The 23,498-nt window shown below is 69.0% G+C and carries 22 protein-coding genes and 1 riboswitch; of the genes, 11 read left to right on the top strand and 11 right to left on the bottom strand.

Going from position 1 to position 23,498, the window contains the following annotated elements; genetic code table 11:
- The first annotated feature begins 281 nt into the window (after nucleotides 1-281).
- Nucleotides 282-1,040, top strand: coding sequence for an HAD-IIA family hydrolase (locus NA3_RS31400; RefSeq protein ID WP_084492034.1), 759 nt, complete (start codon nucleotides 282-284; stop codon nucleotides 1,038-1,040).
- Between the two features lie 55 nt (nucleotides 1,041-1,095).
- Here the strand turns inward: NA3_RS31400 and NA3_RS31395 are convergent, their stop codons facing one another.
- From NA3_RS31395 to NA3_RS31375, 5 genes are all read right to left on the bottom strand, one after another.
- Complete coding sequence (locus tag NA3_RS31395; RefSeq protein WP_062967834.1) at nucleotides 1,096-1,563, bottom strand: MarR family winged helix-turn-helix transcriptional regulator; 468 nt, start codon at nucleotides 1,561-1,563, stop codon at nucleotides 1,096-1,098.
- Nucleotides 1,560-2,186, bottom strand: a complete 627-nt coding sequence (locus NA3_RS31390; RefSeq protein WP_062967832.1) for a type 1 glutamine amidotransferase family protein — start codon at nucleotides 2,184-2,186, stop codon at nucleotides 1,560-1,562. Before NA3_RS31390 ends, NA3_RS31395 begins: the two co-directional genes overlap by 4 nt.
- A gap of 47 nt (nucleotides 2,187-2,233) precedes the next feature.
- Nucleotides 2,234-3,448: an O-succinylhomoserine sulfhydrylase gene (locus NA3_RS31385; protein ID WP_062967830.1), complete on the bottom strand. Its 1,215-nt coding sequence runs from the start codon at nucleotides 3,446-3,448 to the stop codon at nucleotides 2,234-2,236.
- A 40-nt stretch (nucleotides 3,449-3,488) separates the two neighbouring features.
- The gene (locus NA3_RS31380; RefSeq protein ID WP_062967829.1) at nucleotides 3,489-3,911 is read right to left on the bottom strand and encodes a rhodanese-like domain-containing protein; all 423 of its coding nucleotides are present in this window, start codon (nucleotides 3,909-3,911) and stop codon (nucleotides 3,489-3,491) included.
- Nucleotides 3,912-3,929: 18 nt separating this feature from the next.
- Nucleotides 3,930-4,043, bottom strand: a riboswitch (SAM riboswitch).
- Between the two features lie 54 nt (nucleotides 4,044-4,097).
- Nucleotides 4,098-4,529 carry an Rv0361 family membrane protein gene (locus NA3_RS31375; RefSeq protein ID WP_062967828.1) on the bottom strand — a complete coding sequence of 144 codons (432 nt, stop codon included), beginning with the start codon at nucleotides 4,527-4,529 and terminating at the stop codon, nucleotides 4,098-4,100.
- 266 nt (nucleotides 4,530-4,795) lie between these two features.
- Here NA3_RS31375 and NA3_RS31370 point away from each other — a divergent pair, with 266 nt between their 5' ends.
- The 4 genes from NA3_RS31370 to NA3_RS31355 all read left to right on the top strand — a co-directional run bounded on the left by NA3_RS31370 (nucleotide 4,796) and on the right by NA3_RS31355 (nucleotide 11,123).
- Nucleotides 4,796-6,199 carry an FAD-dependent oxidoreductase gene (locus tag NA3_RS31370; protein ID WP_062967827.1) on the top strand — a complete coding sequence of 468 codons (1,404 nt, stop codon included), beginning with the start codon at nucleotides 4,796-4,798 and terminating at the stop codon, nucleotides 6,197-6,199.
- A gap of 49 nt (nucleotides 6,200-6,248) precedes the next feature.
- Nucleotides 6,249-7,133, top strand: coding sequence for an amidohydrolase family protein (locus tag NA3_RS31365; RefSeq protein WP_062967826.1), 885 nt, complete (start codon nucleotides 6,249-6,251; stop codon nucleotides 7,131-7,133).
- 110 nt (nucleotides 7,134-7,243) lie between these two features.
- Complete coding sequence (locus NA3_RS31360) at nucleotides 7,244-8,344, top strand: CaiB/BaiF CoA transferase family protein (RefSeq protein WP_062967825.1); 1,101 nt, start codon at nucleotides 7,244-7,246, stop codon at nucleotides 8,342-8,344.
- 166 nt (nucleotides 8,345-8,510) lie between these two features.
- Entirely contained in the window at nucleotides 8,511-11,123 is a 2,613-nt protein-coding gene (locus tag NA3_RS31355; RefSeq protein ID WP_062967823.1) for a helix-turn-helix transcriptional regulator, read from the top strand.
- A gap of 24 nt (nucleotides 11,124-11,147) precedes the next feature.
- On the opposite strand, the gene NA3_RS31350 is transcribed toward NA3_RS31355, so the two are convergent.
- Entirely contained in the window at nucleotides 11,148-11,603 is a 456-nt protein-coding gene (locus tag NA3_RS31350; protein ID WP_062967821.1) for a nitroreductase/quinone reductase family protein, read from the bottom strand.
- A gap of 186 nt (nucleotides 11,604-11,789) precedes the next feature.
- Here NA3_RS31350 and NA3_RS31345 point away from each other — a divergent pair, with 186 nt between their 5' ends.
- Entirely contained in the window at nucleotides 11,790-12,179 is a 390-nt protein-coding gene (locus tag NA3_RS31345; protein ID WP_128145611.1) for a hypothetical protein, read from the top strand.
- Nucleotides 12,180-12,200: 21 nt separating this feature from the next.
- Here the strand turns inward: NA3_RS31345 and NA3_RS31340 are convergent, their stop codons facing one another.
- Together NA3_RS31340 and NA3_RS31335 are read right to left on the bottom strand one after the other, a co-directional pair.
- Nucleotides 12,201-12,821, bottom strand: coding sequence for a methylated-DNA--[protein]-cysteine S-methyltransferase (locus tag NA3_RS31340; protein ID WP_063917835.1), 621 nt, complete (start codon nucleotides 12,819-12,821; stop codon nucleotides 12,201-12,203).
- Between the two features lie 82 nt (nucleotides 12,822-12,903).
- Nucleotides 12,904-13,170, bottom strand: a complete 267-nt coding sequence (locus NA3_RS31335) for a hypothetical protein (protein ID WP_062967818.1) — start codon at nucleotides 13,168-13,170, stop codon at nucleotides 12,904-12,906.
- A 62-nt stretch (nucleotides 13,171-13,232) separates the two neighbouring features.
- Here NA3_RS31335 and yczR point away from each other — a divergent pair, with 62 nt between their 5' ends.
- Nucleotides 13,233-14,723, top strand: a complete 1,491-nt coding sequence (gene yczR, locus NA3_RS31330; protein WP_062967816.1) for a MocR-like transcription factor YczR — start codon at nucleotides 13,233-13,235, stop codon at nucleotides 14,721-14,723.
- A 4-nt stretch (nucleotides 14,724-14,727) separates the two neighbouring features.
- On the opposite strand, the gene NA3_RS31325 is transcribed toward yczR, so the two are convergent.
- Nucleotides 14,728-16,017 carry an adenylosuccinate synthase gene (locus NA3_RS31325; RefSeq protein WP_062967814.1) on the bottom strand — a complete coding sequence of 430 codons (1,290 nt, stop codon included), beginning with the start codon at nucleotides 16,015-16,017 and terminating at the stop codon, nucleotides 14,728-14,730.
- A gap of 299 nt (nucleotides 16,018-16,316) precedes the next feature.
- Between NA3_RS31325 and NA3_RS31320 the strand changes: the two genes are divergently transcribed.
- Together NA3_RS31320 and NA3_RS31315 are read left to right on the top strand one after the other, a co-directional pair.
- Nucleotides 16,317-16,976: a hypothetical protein gene (locus NA3_RS31320; protein WP_062967812.1), complete on the top strand. Its 660-nt coding sequence runs from the start codon at nucleotides 16,317-16,319 to the stop codon at nucleotides 16,974-16,976.
- On the top strand, nucleotides 16,973-17,746 hold the full coding sequence (locus tag NA3_RS31315) for a site-2 protease family protein (protein WP_062967810.1): 774 nt from the start codon (nucleotides 16,973-16,975) through the stop codon (nucleotides 17,744-17,746). Before NA3_RS31320 ends, NA3_RS31315 begins: the two co-directional genes overlap by 4 nt.
- A gap of 387 nt (nucleotides 17,747-18,133) precedes the next feature.
- Here NA3_RS31315 and NA3_RS31310 read toward each other — a convergent pair whose 3' ends face one another.
- Together NA3_RS31310 and NA3_RS31305 are read right to left on the bottom strand one after the other, a co-directional pair.
- Complete coding sequence (locus NA3_RS31310; protein WP_062967808.1) at nucleotides 18,134-19,228, bottom strand: FUSC family protein; 1,095 nt, start codon at nucleotides 19,226-19,228, stop codon at nucleotides 18,134-18,136.
- A 71-nt stretch (nucleotides 19,229-19,299) separates the two neighbouring features.
- Nucleotides 19,300-19,758: a DUF3151 domain-containing protein gene (locus NA3_RS31305; protein ID WP_062967805.1), complete on the bottom strand. Its 459-nt coding sequence runs from the start codon at nucleotides 19,756-19,758 to the stop codon at nucleotides 19,300-19,302.
- Between the two features lie 197 nt (nucleotides 19,759-19,955).
- Here NA3_RS31305 and NA3_RS31300 point away from each other — a divergent pair, with 197 nt between their 5' ends.
- Together NA3_RS31300 and NA3_RS31295 are read left to right on the top strand one after the other, a co-directional pair.
- Nucleotides 19,956-22,241, top strand: coding sequence for an Rv0361 family membrane protein (locus tag NA3_RS31300; RefSeq protein WP_062967803.1), 2,286 nt, complete (start codon nucleotides 19,956-19,958; stop codon nucleotides 22,239-22,241).
- A 205-nt stretch (nucleotides 22,242-22,446) separates the two neighbouring features.
- Nucleotides 22,447-23,490, top strand: coding sequence for a fused (3R)-hydroxyacyl-ACP dehydratase subunits HadA/HadB (locus NA3_RS31295; RefSeq protein WP_062967801.1), 1,044 nt, complete (start codon nucleotides 22,447-22,449; stop codon nucleotides 23,488-23,490).
- Nucleotides 23,491-23,498: the final 8 nt, after the last annotated feature.

Genomic DNA, 23,498 nt, shown 5'->3' with positions numbered 1-23,498 from the left:
CACTCACTGCGCCACTCCTGTTCGCCGTCACGTGCGTGCTTGGGCCGTCTCCCGGGCGGGAGACGACCGCGTCGACCGAGTGCAGCGCCGGACGGGTGTCCCGAATTCCTGTCCCGGCATTCCACAGCGCGGCAAGCTGCGGTCGCATTCGACCATAACCAGAGCGGATCCCGCGCCCGCCGCGCGTAGGCACCTACCGGAACGTCACATCACCACCGGCGATAGCCCACAATTGGCACGTGACTGCCGACAGTGAACCGATTCTGTCCTACCTGACCGATATGGACGGCGTGCTGGTGCACGAGGACCACCTCATTCCCGGCGCCGATGCGTTCCTGACGGAGCTGACCGAGCGTGAGATTCCGTATCTGGTCCTGACCAACAATTCCATCCGCACCCCGCGCGATCTCCAGGCCCGCCTGCGCCGGATCGGGCTCGATATCCCGGCATCCTCGATCTGGACCTCGGCGACCGCGACGGCCACCTTCCTGAACGAGCAGCGTCCCGGCGGGACGGCGTACGTGGTGGGCGAATCGGGGTTGACGACCGCCCTGCACGAGATCGGTTATGTACTCACCGACAGCGATCCGGATTACGTCGTCCTCGGTGAGACGCGGACCTATTCGTTCGAGGCGATCACCACCGCGATCCGGCTGGTCGAGCGGGGTGCCCGGTTCATCGCCACCAATCCCGACCCGACCGGGCCCTCCCGCGAAGGAGTGCTGCCCGCGACCGGTTCGGTGGCCGCGCTGATCACCCGGGCCACCGGACGCGACCCCTACTACGTCGGGAAACCGAATCCGCTGATGATGCGCTCGGCGCTGCGGCAGATCGGCGCGCATTCACAGTCGGCGGTGATGATCGGCGACCGGATGGACACCGACGTGATCGCCGGACTCGAAGCGGGCATGCGCACGGTACTGGTGACCTCGGGGATCTCCACGCGGGCGTCGGTCGAACAGTTCCCCTACCGGCCGACGCTGGTGATCGATTCGGTGGCCGATCTGGTGAGCCGCACCGAGAATCCGTTCGCGGTCTGAGCGGAAACGTCCGGCCGGCGCACCGTCCGCGCCGGCACGGTCATTTCCGCGTCCCTCAGTCCGGACGTGTACCGCGATCCCCGGATTCCAGCGCTTCCAGCGCGGCCGACAGCTCGCCCAGCGCGTCCACCACTTCGGCGAAGCGCTGCGGACCCAGTTGTCGCGCAAGCTGTTTCGCCATGACGGCATGGTTCGGAGTGATCCGGCGGATCGCGGCGGAGCCCGCGTCCGTGATCGCCACCAGCTTCGCGCGGCGATGCGACGGATTGGGCCGGTATTCGGCTAATCCCTTGCCCACCAGCAGGTCTGCGATGCGCTGCACACTCTGGCGGGTGATACCCATCTCCCGCGCGATCCCGGAGACGGGCAGCGGTTCGTGCAGCACGGCCCCCAGCACCTGCCACCAGGCCGCCGTGATCTCCGCCGGTTTCGCCAATTCCTCTGCGATCGTGAGGAATTGACCGTTCAACTTGAAGGTCGTGATCGCCGCCGCGGAGAACAGTTCGGCGTCACCGCGGCTCATGCCGGCTCGCCCGCCGCGGCCTGCAGGGCGAAGAACCCGCTCGGATCCCGGTCCGCGTAGAGCCGATACCACGCATCCAGCACGGCCGGCGCGAACAGATCCAGCCGCGCGAAGATATGGCGTGCGAACTCGATCGGCGCGATGCCGCTCGCGGTGATCAGATCGCCATCGGTCACCGCCGGTTCGTCCACATAGTGTCCCGCTCCCGCATATCCGGTCGAGGCGAGATTGTCCGCCGCATTGCCGGTGTGCGGACGAGCATCGAGCAGGCCCTGTTTCGCCAGGCCATAGGTCGCGCCGCAGATCGCCGCCACCGGCACGCCGGCCGTCAGGAAGTCCTCTGCCGCCCGGGCGAACGGCGCCAGTTGCCCGTCTTCCCAGGTGTCGGCGCCGGGCAGGATCAGCATCGCGCTGTCGGCCGGGGAGAGCTGGTCGAGGGTGAGATCGGGAACCACGCGCAGCCCGCCCATCGACGTGACCGGCGTGGAGGTGGCGCCGACCGTGCGAATCTGCCAGCTTCCCGGCTCGCGCTGCATCAGCGGGCGATTGATGCCGGCCGTGACGAAGCTCGGCTCCCAATCCGCGAACGTGTCGTACACCGCTACATGAACCGTATGAGTCATGACAGTATGCTGTCATAGTTGACAGCATACTGTCAATGCTTCGACGGTCAGCTCAGCGCCTGCTCCAGATCACCGAGCAGATCCTCCACATCCTCGAGACCGATCGAAATGCGCAGCACCCCGTCGGTGAGCCCCACGGCCGCACGGCCTTCGGGCCCCATCGCGCGGTGCGTGGTGGTCGCCGGATGCGTGATCAGGGACTTGGCGTCGCCGAGGTTGTTGGAGATATCGACGATGCGTAGCCGGTTCAGCACCTCGAAGGCCCGCTTCTTGCCCTCGTCGGCGCCCGCCGCGAGTTCGAAGGTCACCACGGTGCCGCCGCCGGACATCTGCGAGGTCGCCAGCTCGTGCTGCGGATGTGAGGTGAGGAACGGGTACTTCGTCCAGGCCACGCCCGGATGCCGTTCCAGGAACTCGGCGACGGCCAGCGCGGACTGCGTCGACTGCCGCACCCGCAGCGGCATCGTCTCGAGCCCCTTCAACAGGGTCCAGGCGTTGAACGGGCTCAGCGCCGGCCCGGTGTGGCGCATCAGATTCTTGACCGGCCCGTTGATGTAGTCGCTCGTGCCGAGGATCGCACCGCCGAGCACGCGACCCTGCCCGTCGATGTGCTTGGTGCCCGAGTAAACCACCACATCGGCGCCGAGGTCGAGGCTGCGCTGCAGCAGCGGCGTCGCGAAGACGTTGTCCAGCACGACCTTCGCGCCGGCGGCGTGGGCCAGCTCGCTCACCCGCCGCACGTCGACGAGGGTCTGCATCGGATTCGACGGGGTCTCGAAGAACACCGCGGCCGTCGGCCGCGAGAGCGCCTGCTCCCACTGGCCGAGATCCTCACCGTCGACGAAGACGGTCTCCACGCCCCAGCGCGGCAGAATCTCGTTGCACACCACGAAACAGGAACCGAACAGGCTGCGCGCGGCCACCAGCCGATCACCCTGCCCGAGCAGCGCGGCCAGTGCGGTGAACACCGCGGACATGCCGCTGGCGGTGGCGAAGCACGCCTCGGCGCCCTCGAGCAGCCGCATCCGCTCCTCGAACATCGCGACCGTCGGATTGCCGTAGCGCGAATAGACGAAATGCTCGATATCGCCGGTGAAGGCCGCCTCGGCCGCCTCGGCGCTCTCGTAGACGAATCCGGACGACAGATACAGCGCCTCGGATGTCTCCTCGAACCCGGAGCGCCGCAGGCCGCCGCGCACACCCAGGGTCGCCGGTCCCACGCCCTCGGGCAGCGGCCGATCGAATGCACCGCCGGTGATCATGACTGCCTCCACGAAAAGAATTGCCGCACAACAGATCCACTCACGACTGCCGCCACGGCAGGCCGAGCGCGCGCCAACCGGCGCCGCCGCGATGCCCCTCGGCATCCAGCGGGCCCTCGAAACCCTCGAGCACGTTGTAGGAGGGCGCGAAGCCGGCCGCCGTCGCCGCCGTCGCCGCGCCGATCGAACGCTGTCCGGACCGGCACAGGAAGATCACCGGGGCATCGCTGTCGCCCGGGCGATCGGCCAGCACCTGCTTCAACTGCTCCACGAACACGGGATTGGGCGCGCCGGTGCCGTCGACCCATTCGATGAGGGCGGTCGGCCGCTCGATCGAGGTGGTGTCGGGCACTCCGACGAATCGCCATTCGGCCTCGGTGCGCACATCCACCAGGACCGCATCCGAATTGTCGCGCAACATCTCCCACGCCTGCCCAGGCGTGATGTCACCGGCGTAGCTCATGTGTCGAACCTCCTACGGAATCCGCACTTGCCGGGTCCGGTCGGACCGCGGCCAGGTCGTCACCCGGAGCACCCCACCGCGGAGGAGGGTTGCCGACCAGCGAGCCGGGGCTTGGCGCTGGTACTCATGACCTGAACCGAGAATGCCTGGTCACAGGCCCGATTGTCAAACATGGACAGCGGCGGCTCAGGGGTTGCCGCACACCAGCCAGGTGCCGTTCTCGCGGCTGAAATTCCAGTTCGCCGCGCTCTTGCGGCCGTCGACCTGGCTGGTCACCGAGGCCGTCGCGTGGTCGCCGTCGATGTGCACCGCGTCGACTCCGGCGATCTCCGCCTTCTTGCCGGCCGAGTCGGCGCCCAGCGGCGACTTCTTCTCGTCGAAGCCCGCGCATTCGGTGGTCTTGCGCCGGTCGGCGTCGGAATCGCTTCTCGCCGTGGCGAAGTTGCGCGCGGCGATGGCGACGCGGTCCGGATCTGTGAGATTGTTCTCAACCGGGCGGGTGACTCCGAGGATCACGACGGCGAGTACCGCGAGCACGGCGATGGCCGCGGCGATCAGGAACGGCTTCGCCGACCGCGTGGTGTCGCGCTGATCGATCGAGGTAGCCGGATCATTCATGCGTCGCATCATCCTCGGCGGGTCGAAGTGTCGAAGATCACGCCCGCATTTTCGCGCGGATACCGGGAATAGCGGTGGTGTGTGCCACCGATAGAATCACCAGAACTCCGGCCACATCCGGTGCACGGATCGGGAGAGCTCCGCGCGGCAACGAGGCAGCATCGGCGGAGCAGTCGGGTAGGTGCCCGGCCCGTACGTCAACTTAGCCTAAGCTAAGAAGGACGGCTGACAAGACGAGAGTTTTCGACCAAAAGGTGCGCGTAGAAATGACCGAACACGCTGGAACGAAGAGCGGCGCGGGCGACCGCCCACTGCGCATCGCGATCGTCGGTGCCGGACCGGCCGGAATCTACGCCGCCGACGCGCTGATGAAGTCCGATGTCGAGGCGAGTATCGACCTCTACGAGCGCATGCCGGCCCCGTTCGGTCTGATTCGCTACGGTGTCGCCCCCGACCACCCGCGCATCAAGGGCATCATCACCGCGCTGCACAAGGTGCTCGACAAGCCGCAGGTCCGCCTGCTCGGCAATATCGACTACGGCAGCGACATCGACCTCGAGGACCTGCGTCGCTTCTACGACGCGGTGATCTTCTCCACCGGCGCCAACGCCGACCGCGCCTTGAGCGTGCCGGGTATCGATCTGGACGGCAGCTACGGCGCCGCCGATTTCGTCTCCTGGTACGACGGCCACCCGGATGTGCCGCGCACCTGGCCGCTGGACGCGGAGAAGGTCGCCGTCCTGGGCGTGGGCAACGTGGCGCTCGACGTGGCACGCGTTCTCGCCAAGACCGGCGACGAACTGCTGCCGACCGAGATTCCGCCGAACGTCTACGAGGGCCTGCGCAACAACAAGGCGCTCGAGGTGCACGTCTTCGGCCGCCGCGGTCCCGCTCAGGCCAAGTTCACCCCGCTGGAACTGCGCGAACTCGACCACTCGCCGACCATCGAGGTGATCGTCGATCCCGAGGACATCGACTACGACGAGGGCTCGGAGGCCGCGCGCCGCCACTCCAAGCAGGTCGACATGGTCTGCAACACCCTCGAGCAGTGGGCCATCCGCGACGTCGGCGACCGCCCGCACAAGCTGTTCCTGCACTTCTTCGAATCCCCGGCCGAGCTGATCGGTGAGAACGGCAAGGTGGTCGGTCTGCGCACCGAGCGCACCACCCTCGACGGCACCGGCAACGTCAAGGGCACCGGAACCTACAAGGACTGGGACGTCCAGGCCGTGTACCGTGCCGTCGGCTACCTGTCGCAGAACATCCCGCAGCTGCCGTTCGACGACCAGGCCGGCACCGTGCCCAACGAGGCCGGGCGCGTCCTGGTCGACGAGGGCGCCGACGGCGCCGCCCGCTACCTGCCGCAGACCTACGTCACCGGCTGGATCAAGCGCGGCCCGGTCGGCCTGATCGGCCACACCAAGGGCGATGCCAACGAGACCATCGCCTGCCTGCTCGACGACGCCGCCTCCTTCACCCCGGCCGCCGAACCCGATCCCGAGGCCGTGACGAAGTTCCTCGAGGACAAGGGCATTCCGTTCACCACCTGGGCCGGCTGGTACCGCCTCGACGCCCACGAGCGCTCGCTCGGCGAGCCCGAGGGCCGCGAGCGGGTCAAGGTCGTCGAACGCGAGGACATGCTGCGCGCGAGCGAGCCGCACAAGGTCTGAACACCACGCCGGATCCGCATTCGTCACCGACCTGAGGCATGCTGATCACGTGTTCGATTCACACGTTCACATCATCGACCCGCGGTATCCGCTGGTCGAGAATCAGGGCTACCTGCCGGAGCCTTACACCATCGCCGACTATCGAAAGCGCATGGCGCACTTCGATGTCGACGGTGGTGCGGTGGTGAGTGCGTCCTTCCAGGGCACCGACTCCACGTTCATGGTCGCCGCGCTGGCCGAACTCGGGCCGAACTGGGTCGGCGTGATCAATCTGCCCCCGGACGTCACCGACGAGCAGATCGTCGAGCTGGACCGGGCCGGGGTGCGGGCGATCCGGTTCAACCTCAAGCGCGCCGCGGTCGACATCGTCACGCTGACCATGCAGGCCGTGCGCGCCTATGAACTCGCCGGGTGGCACGCCGAGCTCTACATCGACGGGTCCATGCTGGGCTCGCTGGAACCGGTCATCTCCAAACTGCCGGCGCTGAGCATCGACCACATGGGCATGTCGGACGAATGCCTGCCCTATCTGCTCAATCTGGTCGATCGCGGGGCCCGGGTGAAAGCCTCCGGGTTCGGGCGGGTGTCGATGGATGTGGAATCGGCGATGCGGCGGGTGCACGCGGTCAATCCCGGTGCGCTGATGTTCGGATCCGATCTGCCCGGCAACCGGGCCGGGCGGCCGTTCCGCGATGCCGACATCGAGATCATCGGCCGGGCCGTCGGCGCCGATATGTACCGGGTGCTCGAGGACAACGCCCGCGCCTGCTACCGGCTGCCGGTGAAAGTCCGTTCGGCCGAGGATCCCGTGCCGACGCTCCCGATTCCGCGGGCCGAACCGCCGACGCTGCGGCTGCGCCGCTCCGAACTGCCCCAGCCGCCGAACCGCAACCAGCCACCGGACCGGACGCGGCCGCTGCGGATCATCGAATAGCCGCTTACACCGCACCCGGATGTCGTGCGTCACATCCACCGCTTATTGTCGTAGTGTCAACACCGGCGCGCGCCGCCGGTCGCAGGATCGACGACGAACCGAGGTAGGGCGTGAGCACTTCATCCACCACCACCGGACAGGGCCCACTCGCGGGCATCAAGGTTCTCGAGCTGGCCGGAATCGGCCCCGGCCCGCACGCGGCACTGCTGCTGGCCGATCTGGGCGCCGATGTGGTGCGCGTGCAGCGTCCCGGCCAGCTGCCGGGATTCATGGAACGGCCGCAGTGGCGGGGACGCACCATCGTGGAGGCGAATCTCAAGGATCCCGCCGACATCGAGAAGGTGCTCGGCCTGATCGACAAGGCCGACGTGCTGCTGGAGGGTTTCCGGCCCGGTGTCACCGAGCGGATGGGCCTGGGCCCGGACGTCACGCTCGAGCGCAACCCGCGCCTGATCTACGGACGGATGACCGGGTGGGGACAGTACGGCCCGCTCGCCGACCGTGCCGGCCACGACATCAACTACATCTCGCTCACCGGCGTGCTCAACGCCATCGGCCGCAAGGGTGAGCGCCCGGTCCCGCCGCTGAACATGGTCGGTGACTTCGGCGGCGGCTCGATGTTCCTGGTGATGGGTGTGCTCTCCGCGCTGGTGGAGCGGTCGGTCTCCGGTAAGGGCCAGGTGATCGACGCCGCGATGATCGACGGTGCGCTCTCGCTCTCGCACATGATCTGGGGTATGCGCGGGATGGGCCTGTGGTCGGACGAGCGCGGCACCAACCTGCTCGACACCGGTATGGCCTTCTACGACACCTACGAGACCTCCGACGGCAAGTACATGGCCGTCGGCTGCATCGAACCGCAGTTCTACGCCGAATTCCTGAAGGGTCTCGAGATCGACCCCGAGGGCCTGCCGATGCAGATCGACCCCAACGGCCAGGATCAGCTGCGCAAACTGTTCGCGGAGAAGTTCAAGACGAAGACCCGCGACGAATGGGCCGCGATCTTCGACGGCACCGATGCCTGCTGCACCCCGGTCCTCACCTTCACCGAGGCCACCGCGAACGGCCATATCGCCGCCCGCGAATCCCTGGTCGAGATCGACGGCGTGATCCAGCACGCCCCGGCCCCGCGCTTCTCCCGCACCCAGGGCGGCACCCCCACCCCGCCGCCCTCGGCGGCCACCGCCATCGACGAGGTCTGGACGAACTGAAACCGGTGCCCCGGTGGCGAGCGCCGCCACCGGGGCTTTCCCGGCGCGCCGCATCCGCGCTTCCACGGGGCGATTTCACGACCTGCCGGTATTCCCCCGGATCAGGTTGCGGCCGTTCGGTCTTCACCGCGTCCCGCCCTGATACGCGAGGCACTACAGTAATTTCATGGCTCGGAACTGGCCGATGATCGAGCGCGGTCGCGAATTGGAGTCGATTCGCGCCGCGTTGACCGGCACCGAATTCGTCGGCGCGATCCTGACCGGCGATGCGGGGGTGGGGAAGACGACCCTCGCGCGGCAGGCGACGGCCGCGGTGGGCGGGAGTGTGCGCTGGGTGGCGGGCACCGAGTCCGCACGCAGCATTCCGCTCGGAGTGTTCGCGCATATGGTCGGTGTGTACACCGCACACGACCCGGTCACGTTCATGGCCGCCGCGCGGGAGGCGCTGCTGGCCGACGGCGACACCATCATCGGCGTGGACGACGCCCACCTGCTCGATCAGCTGTCGGCAACACTGTTGCTGCAGTTGGCCATCGACAAGGCCGCGCGGATCATCTGCACGGTACGCAGCGGTGTGCAGGTACCGGACGCGGTGACCTCGCTGTGGAAGGACGGGCATCTGCTGCGGATCGACCTCACGCCGTTCACCGAACCGCAGAGCGTCGAACTGGTCGAATCCATGCTCGGCGGGCAGCTGGAGGGGTTCACCGCCAATCTGATGTGGGAATCCTCGGGCGGCAACGCCCTGTTCCTGCGCCATCTCGTGGAGGGTGCGCTGGAGGCGGGCACGCTGCGCCAGGTCAACGGGGTATGGCAGCTGCGCGGGCGGGCGGCGGTGACCTCGGAACTGGCGGCGCTGCTGGAGGACCGCGTCGAGCAGCTGCCGGAATCGGTGCTGCGCGTGCTGGAACTGCTCACCTTCTGCGAGCCCATCGATCTCGACGTGCTGGCCGAACTGGCCGGCGAGGATGCGGTCGAACAGGCCGAAACTCGCGGCGTGATACGGATCGTCGAGAACGGCCACCAGTTGCTGGTGCGCTACAACCATCCGCTGTTCGGCGAGGTGATCCGGCGGCGGCTCGGTATCGCCTCGGCCCGCCGGCTCCGGGGCCGGTTGTATTCGTCGCTGCGCGAGCGGCCCATCAAATCCGCCTCCGATCGCATCCGGCTCGCCGAATTGGCCTTGGACAGTGACAAATCCGCGGATCTGGAGTTGTTCGAGGCGGCCGCCGCCGATGCCATCGGGCTGGCGAACATCCCCCTCGGCGAACGGTTCGCGCGGGCGGCCGTGGAGCGCCGCGGCGGAGTCGAGTCGGCGGATCTGCTGGCGCGCGCACTGCTGTGGCAGGGTCATCGCATCGAGGCCGAACGCACCCTGGCCAGTTTCGATCCGGATCAGCTGAACGAGGTGCAGCTGGCCCGCTGGGGCAGCACCCGCGTCTCGAATCTGTTGTGGGCCATGGGCGATGCCGACCGCGCCGACGAGGTGCTGTCCCTGGTCCGCAGCCGGGTGCGGCATCCGAAGATCGTCTTGACGTTGCAGGGCTTGGCTTCCGCGTGCGAGGTGAACGAGAACCGCTTGGAGGAGGCCTTCACCGACGCCGAGGCGGTGATGTCCACACCGGACGCGCCGGCCTGGGCGGTGTGGTGGGCATCGTTCGGCGGCGGTCTGGCACTGGCGCTGATGGGACGCAGCGCCGCCGCGCGCGAATACACCCTGCGCGGCCATCAGGTCGAGGAGCAGGTCGACGGGCCGACGCGCTTCATGTCCGCGCACGCGGAAGTACTGGCACTCACCTTCACCGGTGAATTGGAGGCCGCACGCCGCTGCGCCTCCGGCTATTTCGGATATTCGGCGCCGGGACAGTACCTGGCCTGGGGGCTGTCGAAAATCCTGCAGGGCACCGTCGACGTGGCACAGGGGCACTTCCCGGAGGGCGTCGAAAATCTCGAACAGGCGCTCGCGGCGCTGACCGCCGAGGGTGCCGCCGCGTGGATGTTCCCGGCGAGAATCCGTCTGGCCGAAGCCTATTCGGCCCTGGGGCGCGCGGCGGAGGCCGCCGAGACGATCGCCGAGGCCCGGCTGCGCGGCGGCCGGCACAGCGCGGTCTACGAACCGCAGCTCGAGATCGCGCGCGCGTGGCAGGCCGCCGCGGAAGGCACCGTCGCCCCGGCCGTCCGGCTGGCGATCGGCGCCGCGGACGCCGCGGCCCGTTCCCACCAGCATGCGATCGAGGCCATGGCCCTGCATACCGCGGCCCGCTTCGGCGACCGCAACGTCGCCGGGCGACTCGCCGATATCGCGGCGCGGATCGACGGCGCGCTGGTACAGGTGCAGGCTCGCCACGCCGTGGCGGTCGCCTCCCAGGACGGGCCCGGATTGGATGCGGCCGCAGCGGAATTCGAGCGGATGGGCGCGCTGCTCTCGGCCGCCGACGCCGCCGCGCAGGCCGCCTCGGTGCACGAGCGGCACGGCGATCGGCGCCGATTGCTCGAATCCGCCGCGACCGCCAATCGCCTGGCCGCGGCCTGCGGCGGCGCGAGCACACCGGCGCTTCGGCAATCGGCCCAACCACTTCCGCTCACCGCGCGAGAACGCGAAATCGCCAATCTGGTCGCGGCCGGACTCAGCAATCGGCAGATCGCCGATCGGCTGACGGTGTCGGTGCGCACCGTCGAGGGACATCTCTATCGGGCCTGTATGAAGCTCGATGTCACCGATCGTGAGGCGCTCGCCGATCTGATGCGCGGCGAGCCACCACGAGGCAAACAGCGCTGAATCGTCCGCCCCCGTCGGTCCGGATCAGTCCAGATCGATGCGGATCGTCAGCAGATTCGAGCCGACGGTGCGCACCACCGAACTGTTGAGGCGATTCAGCGTGCGCAGACGTGCCCGCGCATCGTCGTCGTCGAGCAGGACCGCCGTCCCGTCGCGCCACACGCCGCGAATCTGCAAGCGCACCTTCGGATTCGCGATGATATTGCGCACATACTGCGAATCGCGCCCGAATTCCGAGACGAACCAGTAGGAGGAACCGACAAGCCTGCCCCCGATCGGCGTCCGCCGCGGCTGACCGCTGCGCCGCCCGATCGTCTCCAGAACGGCGAGGCCGCCGAAGTAGCGTGCGACCCGGCTGCCCACGGGAATCGCGACATAGCGCTGCACCGGCACCGCGAGCCGGCGGCGGATATCGCGCCGTGCACGTGGCGACCTTCCCTCGTGTCCGATGCTGCTGTCCCCGGCCCTCGGCTTGGTCATGACGTCAACGGTAGGTGCCGGTTCCGGGGTCCGCATCGTTCGGCGGGATACGCCGCGTGTCCGACCACGGAAGGAGGCCGTCGCTGTGCGGAATTCGACACCGCATCGCCGCTACCCGTCGATTACGATGCTGGCGGCGGCCGCGGTCGCCGCACAGGCAGGCTGCTGACGAGGGTGGTGCTCGGCGTGATCCGTCGAAATCGGTATCTGATGACGGGTATTCGGGTCGCGATGGCGGCGGTGCCGCTCGCGGTGGTCCTCGGTTTCGCCGGTACGGCCGCGGCGACCGGCCCCGTTCAGCCCGGCGTCACCGTTCCGGACGCTCCGGCTCCTTCCGACGAACCGGTCGAATTGCGTTCCGCCTCACCGCAACACGTGCCGGCCCCGCAGTCCGCGCCCCGTGCCGCGCCGAAGCCGGAACCGAAGCCGACCGAACCGCCCGCCCCTCGCGAAGTGCGCGTGGGCGGCTTCAGCGCCCCGGTGCCGGATGCCGTGCCGGACGCGGTGGTCGACGGCGTCAACCGCGCCAACGACGGCCTCCAAGGCGCGATCAACCCGGACCCCGAACACAAGTAGTCCGGTCCTTCGACCTGACGCCTAGAACAGGGTCGGTTCGCCGAATCCCGAGGTGCGTTCGATTTCGAGCAGCCGGGCCTTGGTCACGATGCCGCCGGGCGCGGAGAAGCCGTGCAGTCCGTGGTCGGCCGCCAGCACACGGTGGCAGGGCACGATCAACGGAACGGGGTTGCGGCCCAACGCTTGTCCGACGGCCTGAGCCGCGCCGGGCGCGCCGGCCCGGGCCGCGACCTCGCCGTAGGTGAGTGTGCGTCCGGGGGCGATGGTGCGCGTGATGTCGTACACCGCGCGATGGAATTCCGGTTGCGCGCGGTAGTCCACCGGGATCCACCGCAGATCGTCGAGTTCCCCGGTCAGATGCGCGCGAACGGCCCGGATCGCCTCGGCCATCGCGCCGGACGGTTCGACCACCCGAACCCGCTCGGCGGCGATCGGGTCCACACCTCGTCGCAACATACCGGCCGTGAGAGCATCGGCGTCCGAGGTCTGCGCGGATGCCGAGGATCGAGTGGCCTCGGCGGCACGGACGACTTCCGGTAGTTGGAACCGCACGACGCCGTCGTCGGTCCACCCCATCGCGCAGCGGCCGATGACGGTATCGAATTCGGTCACCGCGACCGAGGACAACTTGCCCGCAGACATACCCACAGTGTGCACCGAGGGTCCGACATCTCCGGCAGTTGCAGTCCAGTACCGCCCTACTGGACTGATATGCGCCGGGACGTCAGGGCGTCGCCGGCGGTCGAGTCGCCGATTGGTCCGATGCCACACAGGTCTGCCGGCCACGCAACGCCGCGAGATCTTCGCGCGGTTCGCGGCACTCACGCGGACCGCTGGACGGCCCCTCTCGCAGCGACCAATCCGCCATCGGCGCGTGCGGCCGATACCGGTCGAAGAGCGCGACGACCCGGCGGCCGGATCCGGTGGCATAGCGATAGCTCGCCACGAGAACGACCGCGACGACCAGCAGTGCGGCGAGATCGGAGAACATGAGGTCCACCCTGCCCGTATCTGGACTTGAATCAAATAGCCACTACCCGGATACTGGCCTCTATGGCGATACGCGTGATCAGTGCGGCCACCCTCACCCGCGACCTGGGCCGCTGGCGGCACGACGAACCCGGCGCCGCCCGCCGGGGTGCGCGCCCGGCATATCTGGCACTCGCGGAGAGCATTCGCCTGCTGATCCACGACGGCCGAGCCCCGCTGGGTATCGCCCTGCCGAGCGAACGCGATCTGGCGACCGCACTGGGTGTCAGCCGCACCACGGTCACCTCCGCCTACGCGCTGCTGCGCGAGCACGGCTATCTGATCAGCCGGCAGGGCTCGCGCAGCACGGTCGCCCTGCCCTCGGACGTCGCGCACGACGGCACCAAACCGGCCCGCAGCATTCTGGCGGTGATGTCACCGACGGCACAGCCCACCATCGACCTCACCTATGCCGCGATGTCGGCGCCCCCGCAGATGAACGACGCATATTCCGCTGCGCTGCAGGGCCTTCCGATCTACCTCGGCACCCACGGCATGGATCCGGTGGGAGTGCTGCCACTGCGGGAGATGCTCGCGCGCCGCTACACCGAGCGCGGCCTGCCCACCGAACCGGATCAGATTCTGGTGACTCTCGGTGCGCAGCACGGACTTCGGCTGTTGCTCAATGTGCTCACCGCTCCCGCCGAGCGCGTCCTGATCGACCACCCGACCTATCCCAACGCGATCGAGGCGATCCGCGACGTCGGCGCCCGGCCGGTCCCGGTGCCGCTGCGCCCCGAACAGCCGGATGCGGCCTGGGATCTCGACGGAATCCGCAGTGCCGCACGGCAAACCGCCGCCAGCACCGCTTACCTGGTGCCGGATTTCAACAATCCGACCGGCCTGCTGATGAGCGCCGACGCCCGGGCGGAACTGGCCGCGATCGCCCGCGAGACCCGCATGACGGTGATCGTCGACGAGTCCATGGTCGACCAGCAGCTCGACGGCGAAAACCCCCCTCCGGCGGCAGCTTTCGCACGCGGATCGGAGATCGTGACGATCGGCTCCGCGTCCAAGTCGTTCTGGGGCGGCCTGCGCGTGGGCTGGATTCGCGCCAACCAGTCGCTCATCGCGAAACTCCTCGGCACCCGGTCCACGGTGGACCTCGGCACACCCGTGATGGATCAACTGGCCACCGGCTATCTGCTCGACCATGCCGACGTCATCCTCGAACAACGCCGCGAACAGCTACGCAGCCGGCGCGCGGCCCTCCTGGACGCCCTGTCCGAGGAATTGCCCGAGTGGCAGGTGAGTCCCGGCTGCGGCGGGATGTCGATCTGGGTGCAACTGCCGGCTCCCGTCTCGACCGCCCTCGCCGCGACCGCACCCAATCACGGCGTGCTGCTGGCCGCCGGACCGCGCTTCGGGGTCCAGGGCGCCTTCGAGCGGTTCCTGCGAATCCCGTTCACCCACGCCGAATCCGATCTTCGCGTGGCGGTGAAGTCGATCGCCGCGACCTACGCGTCGCTGACCCCGCACGCCACTGAACCCCTGGCGCCACTCACCTGCTATTGAGTCGCTAGTTCAGGACGTCGTGACGCACGATCGTCTCGTCGCGGCCGGGGCCGACACCGATGCACGACACACGGGCGCCGGACAGCTCCTCCAGCCGTTCGACGTAGGCGCGGGCGTTGGCCGGCAGGTCGTCGAAGCTGCGCGCCCCGGAGATGTCCTCCCACCAGCCCGGCATCTCCTCGTAGATGGGCTTGGCGTGGTGGAATTCGGTTTGGGTGGTGGGCATCTGCTCCACCCGCTCGCCGTCGATCTCGTAGGCCACGCAGATCGGCACGCGGTCCAGGCTGGAGAGCACATCCAGTTTGGTGAGGAAGTAGTCGGTGATGCCGTTGACCCGGGTGGCGTAGCGCGCGATCACCGCGTCGAACCAGCCGGTGCGGCGGGCGCGGCCGGTGGTCACGCCGACCTCACCGCCGGTCTTGGCGAGATATTCGCCGGACTGGTCGAACAGTTCGGTCGGGAACGGGCCGGAGCCGACACGCGTGGTGTAGGCCTTCAGGATGCCGAGCACCGTGGTGATCTTGTTGGGCCCGACGCCCGCGCCCACCGCGGCGCCGCCGGAGGTCGGATTCGACGACGTCACATAGGGATAGGTGCCGTGGTCGACGTCGAGCAGGGTGCCCTGCGAACCCTCCAGCAGGACGGTCTCGCCGTTCTCCAGCGCCTGGTTGAGCAGTAGCCGGGTATCGCTGATGCGGTGCTTGAAGCCCTCGGCCTGATTCAGCACCTCGTCGACCACCTGCTGCGGGTCGAGCGCACGGCGGTTGTAGATCTTCACCAGCACCTGGTTCTTGAATTCCAGTGCGGCCTCGACCTTCTGGGTGAGGATCTTCTCGTCCAGCACATCGGCGACGCGCACGCCCACGCGGGCGACCTTGTCCTGATAGCAGGGGCCGATGCCGCGGCCGGTGGTGCCGATCTTCTTGTTGCCGAGGAAGCGTTCGGTGACCTTATCGATGGCCACGTGGTACGGCATGATCAGATGCGCGTCCGCCGACAGCAGCAGCCGGGAGGTGTCCACGGAGCGCTGTTCCAGTCCGGCGAGTTCGTCGAGCAGCACACCCGGATCGATGACGACACCGTTGCCGATGACGTTGGTGACGCCCGGCGTCAGGATGCCGGACGGGATCAGGTGCAGTGCGAAATTGTCGCCGTTCGGCAGGACCACGGTGTGACCTGCGTTGTTGCCACCCTGGTAGCGGACCACCCACTGGACGCGGCCACCGAGCAGATCGGTAGCTTTGCCCTTACCCTCGTCGCCCCACTGGGCGCCGATCAGCACGATTGCCGGCATGGGAGTCTCCTACGGTTTCGACACGCAGCATCGGCGACGCTGCAGCTACCTGCCGTTGCAGAGCCCGATGACGGCGCTCCCGAGGCCCGTCGCTCGCGCCAAGTGGCGGTGGCCGGAGGGACAGTCTAGTGGACCCGATTCGTGCCGTAGCCGGCCACCTGCTCCCCCGCGTGGCGCAGCGGAGAGCGCGCCGACCGCCCGAGCCGATTACAGTGGCCTGCGGAGGCGTCCCGGCAGGGGTGCGCCCGGTAGGCAGCGAGGGCGATGGCGTTGGCAGGTCCGAGGAGGGTGTTCGGCAGTTGAGTACTCATGTTCTCCGCTGCAACGGCGCTCCCGTGCCCATCGCGCTCGCGTCGCTGCCCACCACCCAGACCACGGCGATTCCCGACACCGCCGAACTGGACGAACTGCTTCCGGTCCTGGCTGCCGACAACCAGCCACGGCTGATCGTGCTGGGTGAGGACGCCGGTCTGGCCGCGGTGCTCACCCATCTGCTGCGCACCGAACGGCTGACCGTCGAAATCGGCTACGTGCCGGTGGATCGCACCTACGGTTCCCGGGCGTATCAGACCGGGACGGGCTCGCACGCGGCCAAACGCGCGCTGGAGGGCCGCCCCGAACCGACCCCCCTGATCCGCGACGAGACCGGCACCGTCCTGGTCGGCCGGGCCACGGTCACCGGCCGCGACGGCGGCAAACTCGAGGGCGAGGCCTACGTCGACGAAGTCCGGTTGTTCACCGGAAAGGTTGCGGCGCTGCATGTTTCGCCGACTCTGGAGATGCCGGGCGTCCGCGCCACAGTGCAGCGCGGCTGGGGTAAGAAGCGCTGGGTGGCCGGGCGCGCCGTACAGCTGGGTTCACCGGGGGCCGCGGTGACTCGCGATGGCATCGCCGCCGATCGCACGGTGCCGCGGTCGAGTTTCTACCGTCATCACGAGCCGTGGCTGCTGGTGCGATGACCTATTCCTTCCCGGCTCGGCGGGTGGTGCGCCCGAGCCCCATCTTCTTGCTGATCGTCGTGATCACGGCTCTGGGCGGAGCGCTGGCCTGGGATGCCGATCCGCTGTCCACCCGGGCCAAGGCCGGCGTGTTCGTCTTCGTGGTGGCGGGCTGGATTCTCAGCGTGTGCCTGCACGAATTCGGCCATGCCTACACGGCGTATCGAGCCGGGGACCGCGAAGTGCAGATGCGCGGTTACCTCACGCTGAATCCGGTGAAGTACAGCCATCCGCTGCTGTCGATCGCGCTGCCGATCTTCTTCATCGCGCTGGGCGGGTTCGCACTGCCCGGTGGCGCGGTGTATCTGAATACGCGGAACTTCTCGACGCGCACCCAGCGCGCGATCAGCGCGGCCGGCCCGGCGGTCAACGCGTTGTGCGCGGTGGTGCTGCTGGTGATCGTCCGCTTCGCCGGCTCCACCCACGACCACGCCGCCTTCTGGTTCGGCCTGAGTTTCCTGGCGTTCCTGCAGATCACCGCGACGATTCTGAATCTGCTGCCGATTCCGGGAACCGACGGCTACGCGATCGTGGAGCCGTCGCTGAGTTATCAGACGCGGCGGTCGCTGGATCAGGTGAAGCCGTTCGGACTGCTGCTGTTGCTGGCGATCCTGTGGGTGCCGGAGCTCAATCGCGTGTTCTTCGATGCCGTCTACTGGGTGTTCGAGCTGTCCGGCGTGCCGTCGGAATGGGCGGCCATCGGTAGTTATCTGACCCGCTTCTGGACCTGACGCGCGCTGTCGGCGGGCGCGCCCGATTCCGGTTCGATTCGCCGGCGAACAGGAACCGGGCGGCCCTCTTCGCGACGGAGCGCCCGCCCCCTACGCGGTCGGCCGCACACCATCGGCCGCACGTCGCATCCGTCGCGAAGTTTTCCGACCGCGCCACCCCTCGTCGACGCGGTCGAGACAAACGTACGATCCACGCCGGTACGCGACACGAGTAGTCGACTACCCGATTCGTCGGCGGTGGCCGTGCGCAGCCGGACCCGGTGACCTCGCGGACCGCTCGATGACTACTGGTACCGGCCCGGGCGCACACCCGGGAATCCTCGGGTCCCGGAGACGCTACCGAACACACCCTGGCGCAAGGCTTCCCACGGGTGGCGGCACGTCCGGTCAATCCTCGGGCGCCACATAGGGGTTCTGCACGGTGGGCGGCAGCAGCGCGATCGCCGACAGGCGTTTGATCCCGCACACCTGCATCAGATCGACCACGATGGAACGCAATTGGGCGAAGACCACGTGGGAGGACAGACCGGCGCCCTCGACCAGATCCTTGGTCGCGCCCTTCGCCACCCGCCGCAGGACGCGCGTCGCCTCGGCGGCATCGGGCTGTTCGCCGGGTTCGGCAACCATGTAGCGGCGCACCACTTCCACCGCCTGCCCCAGCTCTTCGACCTCGGCGATCATTCGGGGATCGAGGATTTCGTCGTCGCGCACCAGAGTCAGGGCGCGCCGCAACAGCACTCGGGTGTTGCGCACGGCATTGTCGAGCGGGTCGACCGCCGCGCGGATCGCCTCGAGACGCGGCCGGGAATTCCAGTACAGCGGCGAGATCCGGCTGACCTCGCGGCCGCCTTCGACCGCATTGCGCAGACCGTCGATCTGCGGTTGCGTGCCGCGCACGGAATGCAATGCGGCGCGGACCTTCTCCGCATCCTGCTCGTGCAGGCCGTCGGCGCATTCGGTCAGCGCCGCGCCCAGGACGGCGAGGATGTCGGCGGCCTGCTGCCGCGCCCGGCGCACAGGATGCAGCGGAATCGCTGCCACCACCACGACGCCGACCAACCCACCGACCAGCGCGTCGACCATGCGATTGAGACCCCCGCCGGTATGCGGCGGCATCAGTGTGGCGACCAGGACCGCCGAACTGGCGGCCTGCATCGGGATGACCGCACCCCGGTCGAGAAATACCGCGATCGCCATCGCCACCCCGACGACGAGCGCGATCTGCCACGCGCCGGTTCCGACCTGTCCGATGAAGAAGTCGCCGATCCCGATCCCGACGGCCACACCGCCGACGAGTTCCACCGATCGGCGCAGCCGCGCACCGAACGAGACCCCGATCGAGATGACCGCGGCCATCGGCGCGAAGAAGGGTTGTGGATGCCCCACCAACCGGTGGGCGACGAACCAGGACAGGGCCGCGCCCACCGCACACTGGAAGATCGGAAGCGCGGATCGGCGCAGGCGCACCCACCCGTTACGCATGCGTTGCTTACCGCTGTCGCGAACCGCATCGACGGTGATGGTGGTCGCGAACCGTTCCGTGCCGGCCAGTCTCAGTCCAATCCGAGTTCGGCGGCGGCGCGGGGATCGCAATCCTCGAGCAGATCCAGGCAGCGGGCATATTCGTCGCTCTCGCCGATGGCCTGGGCGGCGCGGGCGAGGGCGCCGACCGCACGGAGGAAGCCCTGGTTGGGCTCGTGGCTCCACGGCACCGGGCCGAAGCCCTTCCACCCGTTGCGACGCAACAGGTCCAGGCCGCGGTGGTAACCCGTGCGGGCGAAGGCGTAGGCCGCCACCACATCGAGGCTCACCTCGGCCCGGCCCTCGGGTGCGCCCACGACGCCGGCGCGCTCGAGCGCGTCCTCGGCCAGCTGCGCCCAGGCCACGGAGGCCGTCGGATGCGCGGCGGCGACCTGGACCGGGTCCTGGTTGTCCAGCAGAGCCTGTTCGGCTTCCGTGTTTTCGGGAAGCAATACCGGCTGCGGTCCGAGCAGATCACCGAAGGAGGTCATGGGCTTCATTGTGCACCGCCACCGCACCGGCTCGCCGGGCAGCGGGTGCGTGGGTCCCGATGCCGAGGCCCCCTCCTGATGGCGAGGCCTTATATGGTTGCGCGTCTGCCGCGTCCTACGCGCCCCGACCCCATTAGGCTGGCCGTCTGAGACCGACAGTCGACGACCGACAGCCGATATCGAGCAAGGGGTAGCGCGTGTCCGACCCGAACGACGACCAGAAGCCGCACCAGGGCGCCTCCGGCGACCGCCCGCGTCAGGCTGCATCCGGTGCGGGTCCGGACGGACCGGCGAAATCCGGTGCCCAGGGCGGGCCCACCTCCGGTCGCGAACCGGACACCGGCGCCCCGGACCGCACCCAGCGCATCTCCCGGGATCAACTTCCCGGCGCCGACCCGACCGCTCCCATGCCGTCACCCTCGGCGCAAACCCAGGTCATTCGCACCCCGGGCGCGAAAGGGGCATCGGCACAGGCGAACTCCGGTGCGGGCGGCAAGTCCGGCGGCTCCGGCGCTACCGGCTCCGGCGCGTCGCCCGCCGGAGCGCCCGGCTCGAAGCCGAGCGGCGGTGGCGCGGCGGCCGGCGAACCCGCCGCGGCGGCCGGCGCCGAGAAGGGCGCCACCGAAAAGGAGGGCACCGCACCCGGCGGCGGGGCGGCGGGGGAAGCGGAGACCGTCGCCATCCCCAGACGCGAGGAATCCGGCAAGCAGCCCTCGGCTCCCGGCAAGGCTGCCACCTCCCAGAATTCCGGCGAATCCGACGCCGCGGGCGGCGCTGCCGGATCCGCCGCCGCGAGCGGCCCGGCGAAGACGAACGGCCCCGACGCCGACGGCGCGCAGGCCGTGAAGGGTGCGAAGGCCGCCGGCGCCGGGAATGCCGCGGCCGCTCAGGGCTCCGCCGATTCCGCACCTGCCGCCGCGCCGGACTCGAAGGGACCGGGCTCGAATGCGCAGGGTGCCGCCGACGCGAAGGAGAACGGGACCGTCGGCGGCTCCGACGAAACGAAAACCGTTGCCCTCCCCAAGGTCTCGTCCGGAAAGGGCGGCGAGAAGACCGCGAAGTCCGGTCCGGCGCGGCAGTCCGGCGGCGCGGAGGCCGGAAGAGGCGCCACGCCGCCGGACGCGAAAGACACAGCGGCGCAAGATGTTCCCGCGGTGTCGAACCCGTCGGATGATGCCACGACGATCCTGCCGATCCAGAAACCCGATCCGGCCGCCACCGAGAAACTTCGGGCCACGCCGCCCGGAGCCGGACAGGGCGGCCCGAAACGCCCTGGGACACAAGGCGCCCCGGGTGGCGAGCAGGGACAAGGCACGCCCGGCGCTCCGGGATCGCGTGGGCCCGGCGGCCCCGCGGCCGGCGGACCGGGACCGAAGGGCCGCATCGGTGGCCCGGCCGCGGCCGCCGGTGCCGCGGGGCTCGGCGCGGCCGCCGCCGGTTCCCAGCGCGGCCCGGCGGGCGGCACACCGGGACAGGGCCCGGCGGGAGGGCCCGGGGGGCCAGGGCAGCAGGGTCCTGGCACGCAGGGTCGGGGACAGAATCCCCCACGTCTCGGTGGGCAGAGCCCCCAGGGACCGGGTACGCAGGGACCGGGTACGCAGGGACCCGGACGCCCCGGTCCGCAAGGCCCGGGCTCGCAGGGTCCGAAGGGTCCGGGTACACAGGGTCCGCAAGGCCCGGGTGGACCGGGGCGGGGGGCGCAAGGCCCGGGTGGACAGGGGCCGAATGCTCCGGGTGCACAAGGCCAGGGCCCGCACGGACCGCAGGGGCAGGGTGCACCCGGACGTCCGGGTGGGCCCGGGCTGCCCGCAGCAGCCGCAGCGCTCGGCGCCCAGGGACCGAAAGGCCCTGGCGCGCAAGGTGATCAAGGCCCGCGCCCCGGTGGCGCGCCGTCGCCGGCCGATACCAAGATGACCGCGCCGACGCTGTCCGCACAACCGAACGGGCCGGGTGGACCGAACCAGCCGGGCGGCCCGCGCCCGGTGGCACAGCCGCAGCGGGTACCAGCGGCGGAACCGGATGGGGCGCCGGGGCAGCCCGCGCGCAGTAAGCGCTGGCTGCTGCTGGCCGGCGGGGCGGTCGTGGTGGTGATCGTCGCGATCGTGGCGGTGGTCGCGCTGGCCACCGGCAGTTCCGACAATTCGCCGGAGGCGAAGGTCAAGGGCGCGGTCAACACCTACACCAATGCGCTCGCGTCCGGGAATCTCAGCCAGCTGCAATCCGCGACGTGCGGCAAACTGCACGACTTCTACCAGAACATCGCGCCCGATCAGTACGCCGGCGTGCACAAGCTCGCGGTGGATCAGAAGAAGATCCCGAAGGTCGCGGGTGTGGACGGCGTGCAGATCACCGGGGACAAGGCCGTCGCTCAGGTCGACATCTACACCGATGCCGATCCGAGCCGCTCGACCTCCCGCACCTTCGATCTGCAGCAGACCGACGGCGGCTGGAAGGTGTGCGATCCCGCCGGCGCCGCGCAGTAGCCGCGCCGGAGTCGATGACGTGCGTCACCTTGGTGTCACATCGCGCCGCTTCCCGGCGATGCACGTCACAGACACCTGGTCAGCGGTCCGGTACGCCGATAGCATGGCTCGGATTGTCACGCCGCCGACCCTCCGCTGATCCGTTCCGAAGCGGTCGGCCGGTGCTGTCGTTTACGCAGTAAGAATCGAGCAGGGAGCAAGGGACATGCCGGAGCTGGCACCCGACGCGCCGGCATCCACGGCACTAGCCGGTCGGCACTACCGGATTCGGGACCGCTACGAGGTGGGCAGGGAGAAGGTCCGCGAATTCGCGCGGGCCGTGCAGAACCATCACCCCGCCCACCACTTCGAGGCCGATGCCGCCAAGCTCGGATGGGATGCCGTCGTGGCGCCACCGACCTTCGCCTCGGTGCTCGGCATGGCGACCACGCAAGCCCTGCTCGACAGCGTGCTCAGCGAATACGACCTGTCCCAGGTTCTGCAGACCGACCAGGTTTTCCGCATCCACCGCCCGATCCTGGCCGGCGACGTCCTGCGCAGCGAGGCGGAGATCGAATCGATTCGCCACCTGCGCGGAAACGATTTCATCACCGTGAAGGCCACCGTCCTCGACGCCGAGGACACCGTCGTCCAGGTGGGCATCACCACCATCGTGGCGCGGCTGGGCGCCGAGGTCGACGCCGATATCGTGCGACTGGTGGAAGGTGTGGTCATGCATCGCCGGGAGGTCGGCGCGACCACCCCCGAGGTGCTGATCCCGATCGACGCCGAGGAGGCCACCCCCGAACCCTCGCGGGCCGAATCGCGCAAGGACGTCACCGTCGAGACCCAGCCGATTTTCGATGATCTCGCGGTGGGTGACCAACTGACCCCGGCCACGATGCGGCTCACCCGCGGCGATCTGGTCAACTACGCCGGTGTGGCGGGCGACCCCAACCCCATCCACTTCAGCGACCGCGCCGCCGAACTGGCCGGCCTGCCCACCGTGGTCGCGCACGGCATGCTCACCATGGGTCTGGGTGCGCAGTATCTGACCTCGTGGCTCGGGGATCCGGGCGCGATCGAAAGCTACAGCGTGCGCTTCTCGGGATACGTTCCGGTGGAACGCTGTGCGCCGGCGCAGATCGAATTCTCCGCCAGGATCAAGTCGCTGGACCCGGAGCGCCGGGTCGCGACGATTCTGCTGAGCGCCACCTCCGCGGGGAAGAAGCTGTTCGGCCGCGCGCTGGCCGAGGTCCAGTTGTCCTGAGCCTGTCC

The sequence above is a fragment of the Nocardia africana NBRC 100379 genome (assembly GCF_001612635.1).
Taxonomy (GTDB): Bacteria; Actinomycetota; Actinomycetes; order Mycobacteriales; family Mycobacteriaceae; genus Nocardia; species Nocardia africana.
Note: the sequence above shows the minus strand (reverse complement) of the source record. Positions and strands in the feature narration are given on the sequence as shown.

Bases quoted from the DNA above. Each gene is read 5' to 3' on its own strand.
- NA3_RS31295 (WP_062967801.1), top strand. From the start codon at position 22,447: ATGCCGGAGCTGGCACCCGACGCGCCGGCATCCACGGCACTAGCCGGT.
- NA3_RS31400 (WP_084492034.1), top strand. From the start codon at position 282: ATGGACGGCGTGCTGGTGCACGAGGACCACCTCATTCCCGGCGCCGAT.
- NA3_RS31395 (WP_062967834.1), bottom strand. From the start codon at position 1,563: ATGAGCCGCGGTGACGCCGAACTGTTCTCCGCGGCGGCGATCACGACC.
- NA3_RS31355 (WP_062967823.1), top strand. From the start codon at position 8,511: ATGGCTCGGAACTGGCCGATGATCGAGCGCGGTCGCGAATTGGAGTCG.
- NA3_RS31340 (WP_063917835.1), bottom strand. From the start codon at position 12,821: ATGTCTGCGGGCAAGTTGTCCTCGGTCGCGGTGACCGAATTCGATACC.
- yczR (WP_062967816.1), top strand. From the start codon at position 13,233: ATGGCGATACGCGTGATCAGTGCGGCCACCCTCACCCGCGACCTGGGC.
- NA3_RS31325 (WP_062967814.1), bottom strand. From the start codon at position 16,017: ATGCCGGCAATCGTGCTGATCGGCGCCCAGTGGGGCGACGAGGGTAAG.
- NA3_RS31375 (WP_062967828.1), bottom strand. From the start codon at position 4,529: ATGAATGATCCGGCTACCTCGATCGATCAGCGCGACACCACGCGGTCG.
- NA3_RS31390 (WP_062967832.1), bottom strand. From the start codon at position 2,186: ATGACTCATACGGTTCATGTAGCGGTGTACGACACGTTCGCGGATTGG.
- NA3_RS31305 (WP_062967805.1), bottom strand. From the start codon at position 19,758: ATGACCTCCTTCGGTGATCTGCTCGGACCGCAGCCGGTATTGCTTCCC.
- NA3_RS31385 (WP_062967830.1), bottom strand. From the start codon at position 3,448: ATGATCACCGGCGGTGCATTCGATCGGCCGCTGCCCGAGGGCGTGGGA.
- NA3_RS31315 (WP_062967810.1), top strand. From the start codon at position 16,973: ATGACCTATTCCTTCCCGGCTCGGCGGGTGGTGCGCCCGAGCCCCATC.
- NA3_RS31335 (WP_062967818.1), bottom strand. From the start codon at position 13,170: ATGTTCTCCGATCTCGCCGCACTGCTGGTCGTCGCGGTCGTTCTCGTG.
- NA3_RS31310 (WP_062967808.1), bottom strand. From the start codon at position 19,228: ATGCGTAACGGGTGGGTGCGCCTGCGCCGATCCGCGCTTCCGATCTTC.
- NA3_RS31370 (WP_062967827.1), top strand. From the start codon at position 4,796: ATGACCGAACACGCTGGAACGAAGAGCGGCGCGGGCGACCGCCCACTG.
- NA3_RS31350 (WP_062967821.1), bottom strand. From the start codon at position 11,603: ATGACCAAGCCGAGGGCCGGGGACAGCAGCATCGGACACGAGGGAAGG.
- NA3_RS31380 (WP_062967829.1), bottom strand. From the start codon at position 3,911: ATGAGCTACGCCGGTGACATCACGCCTGGGCAGGCGTGGGAGATGTTG.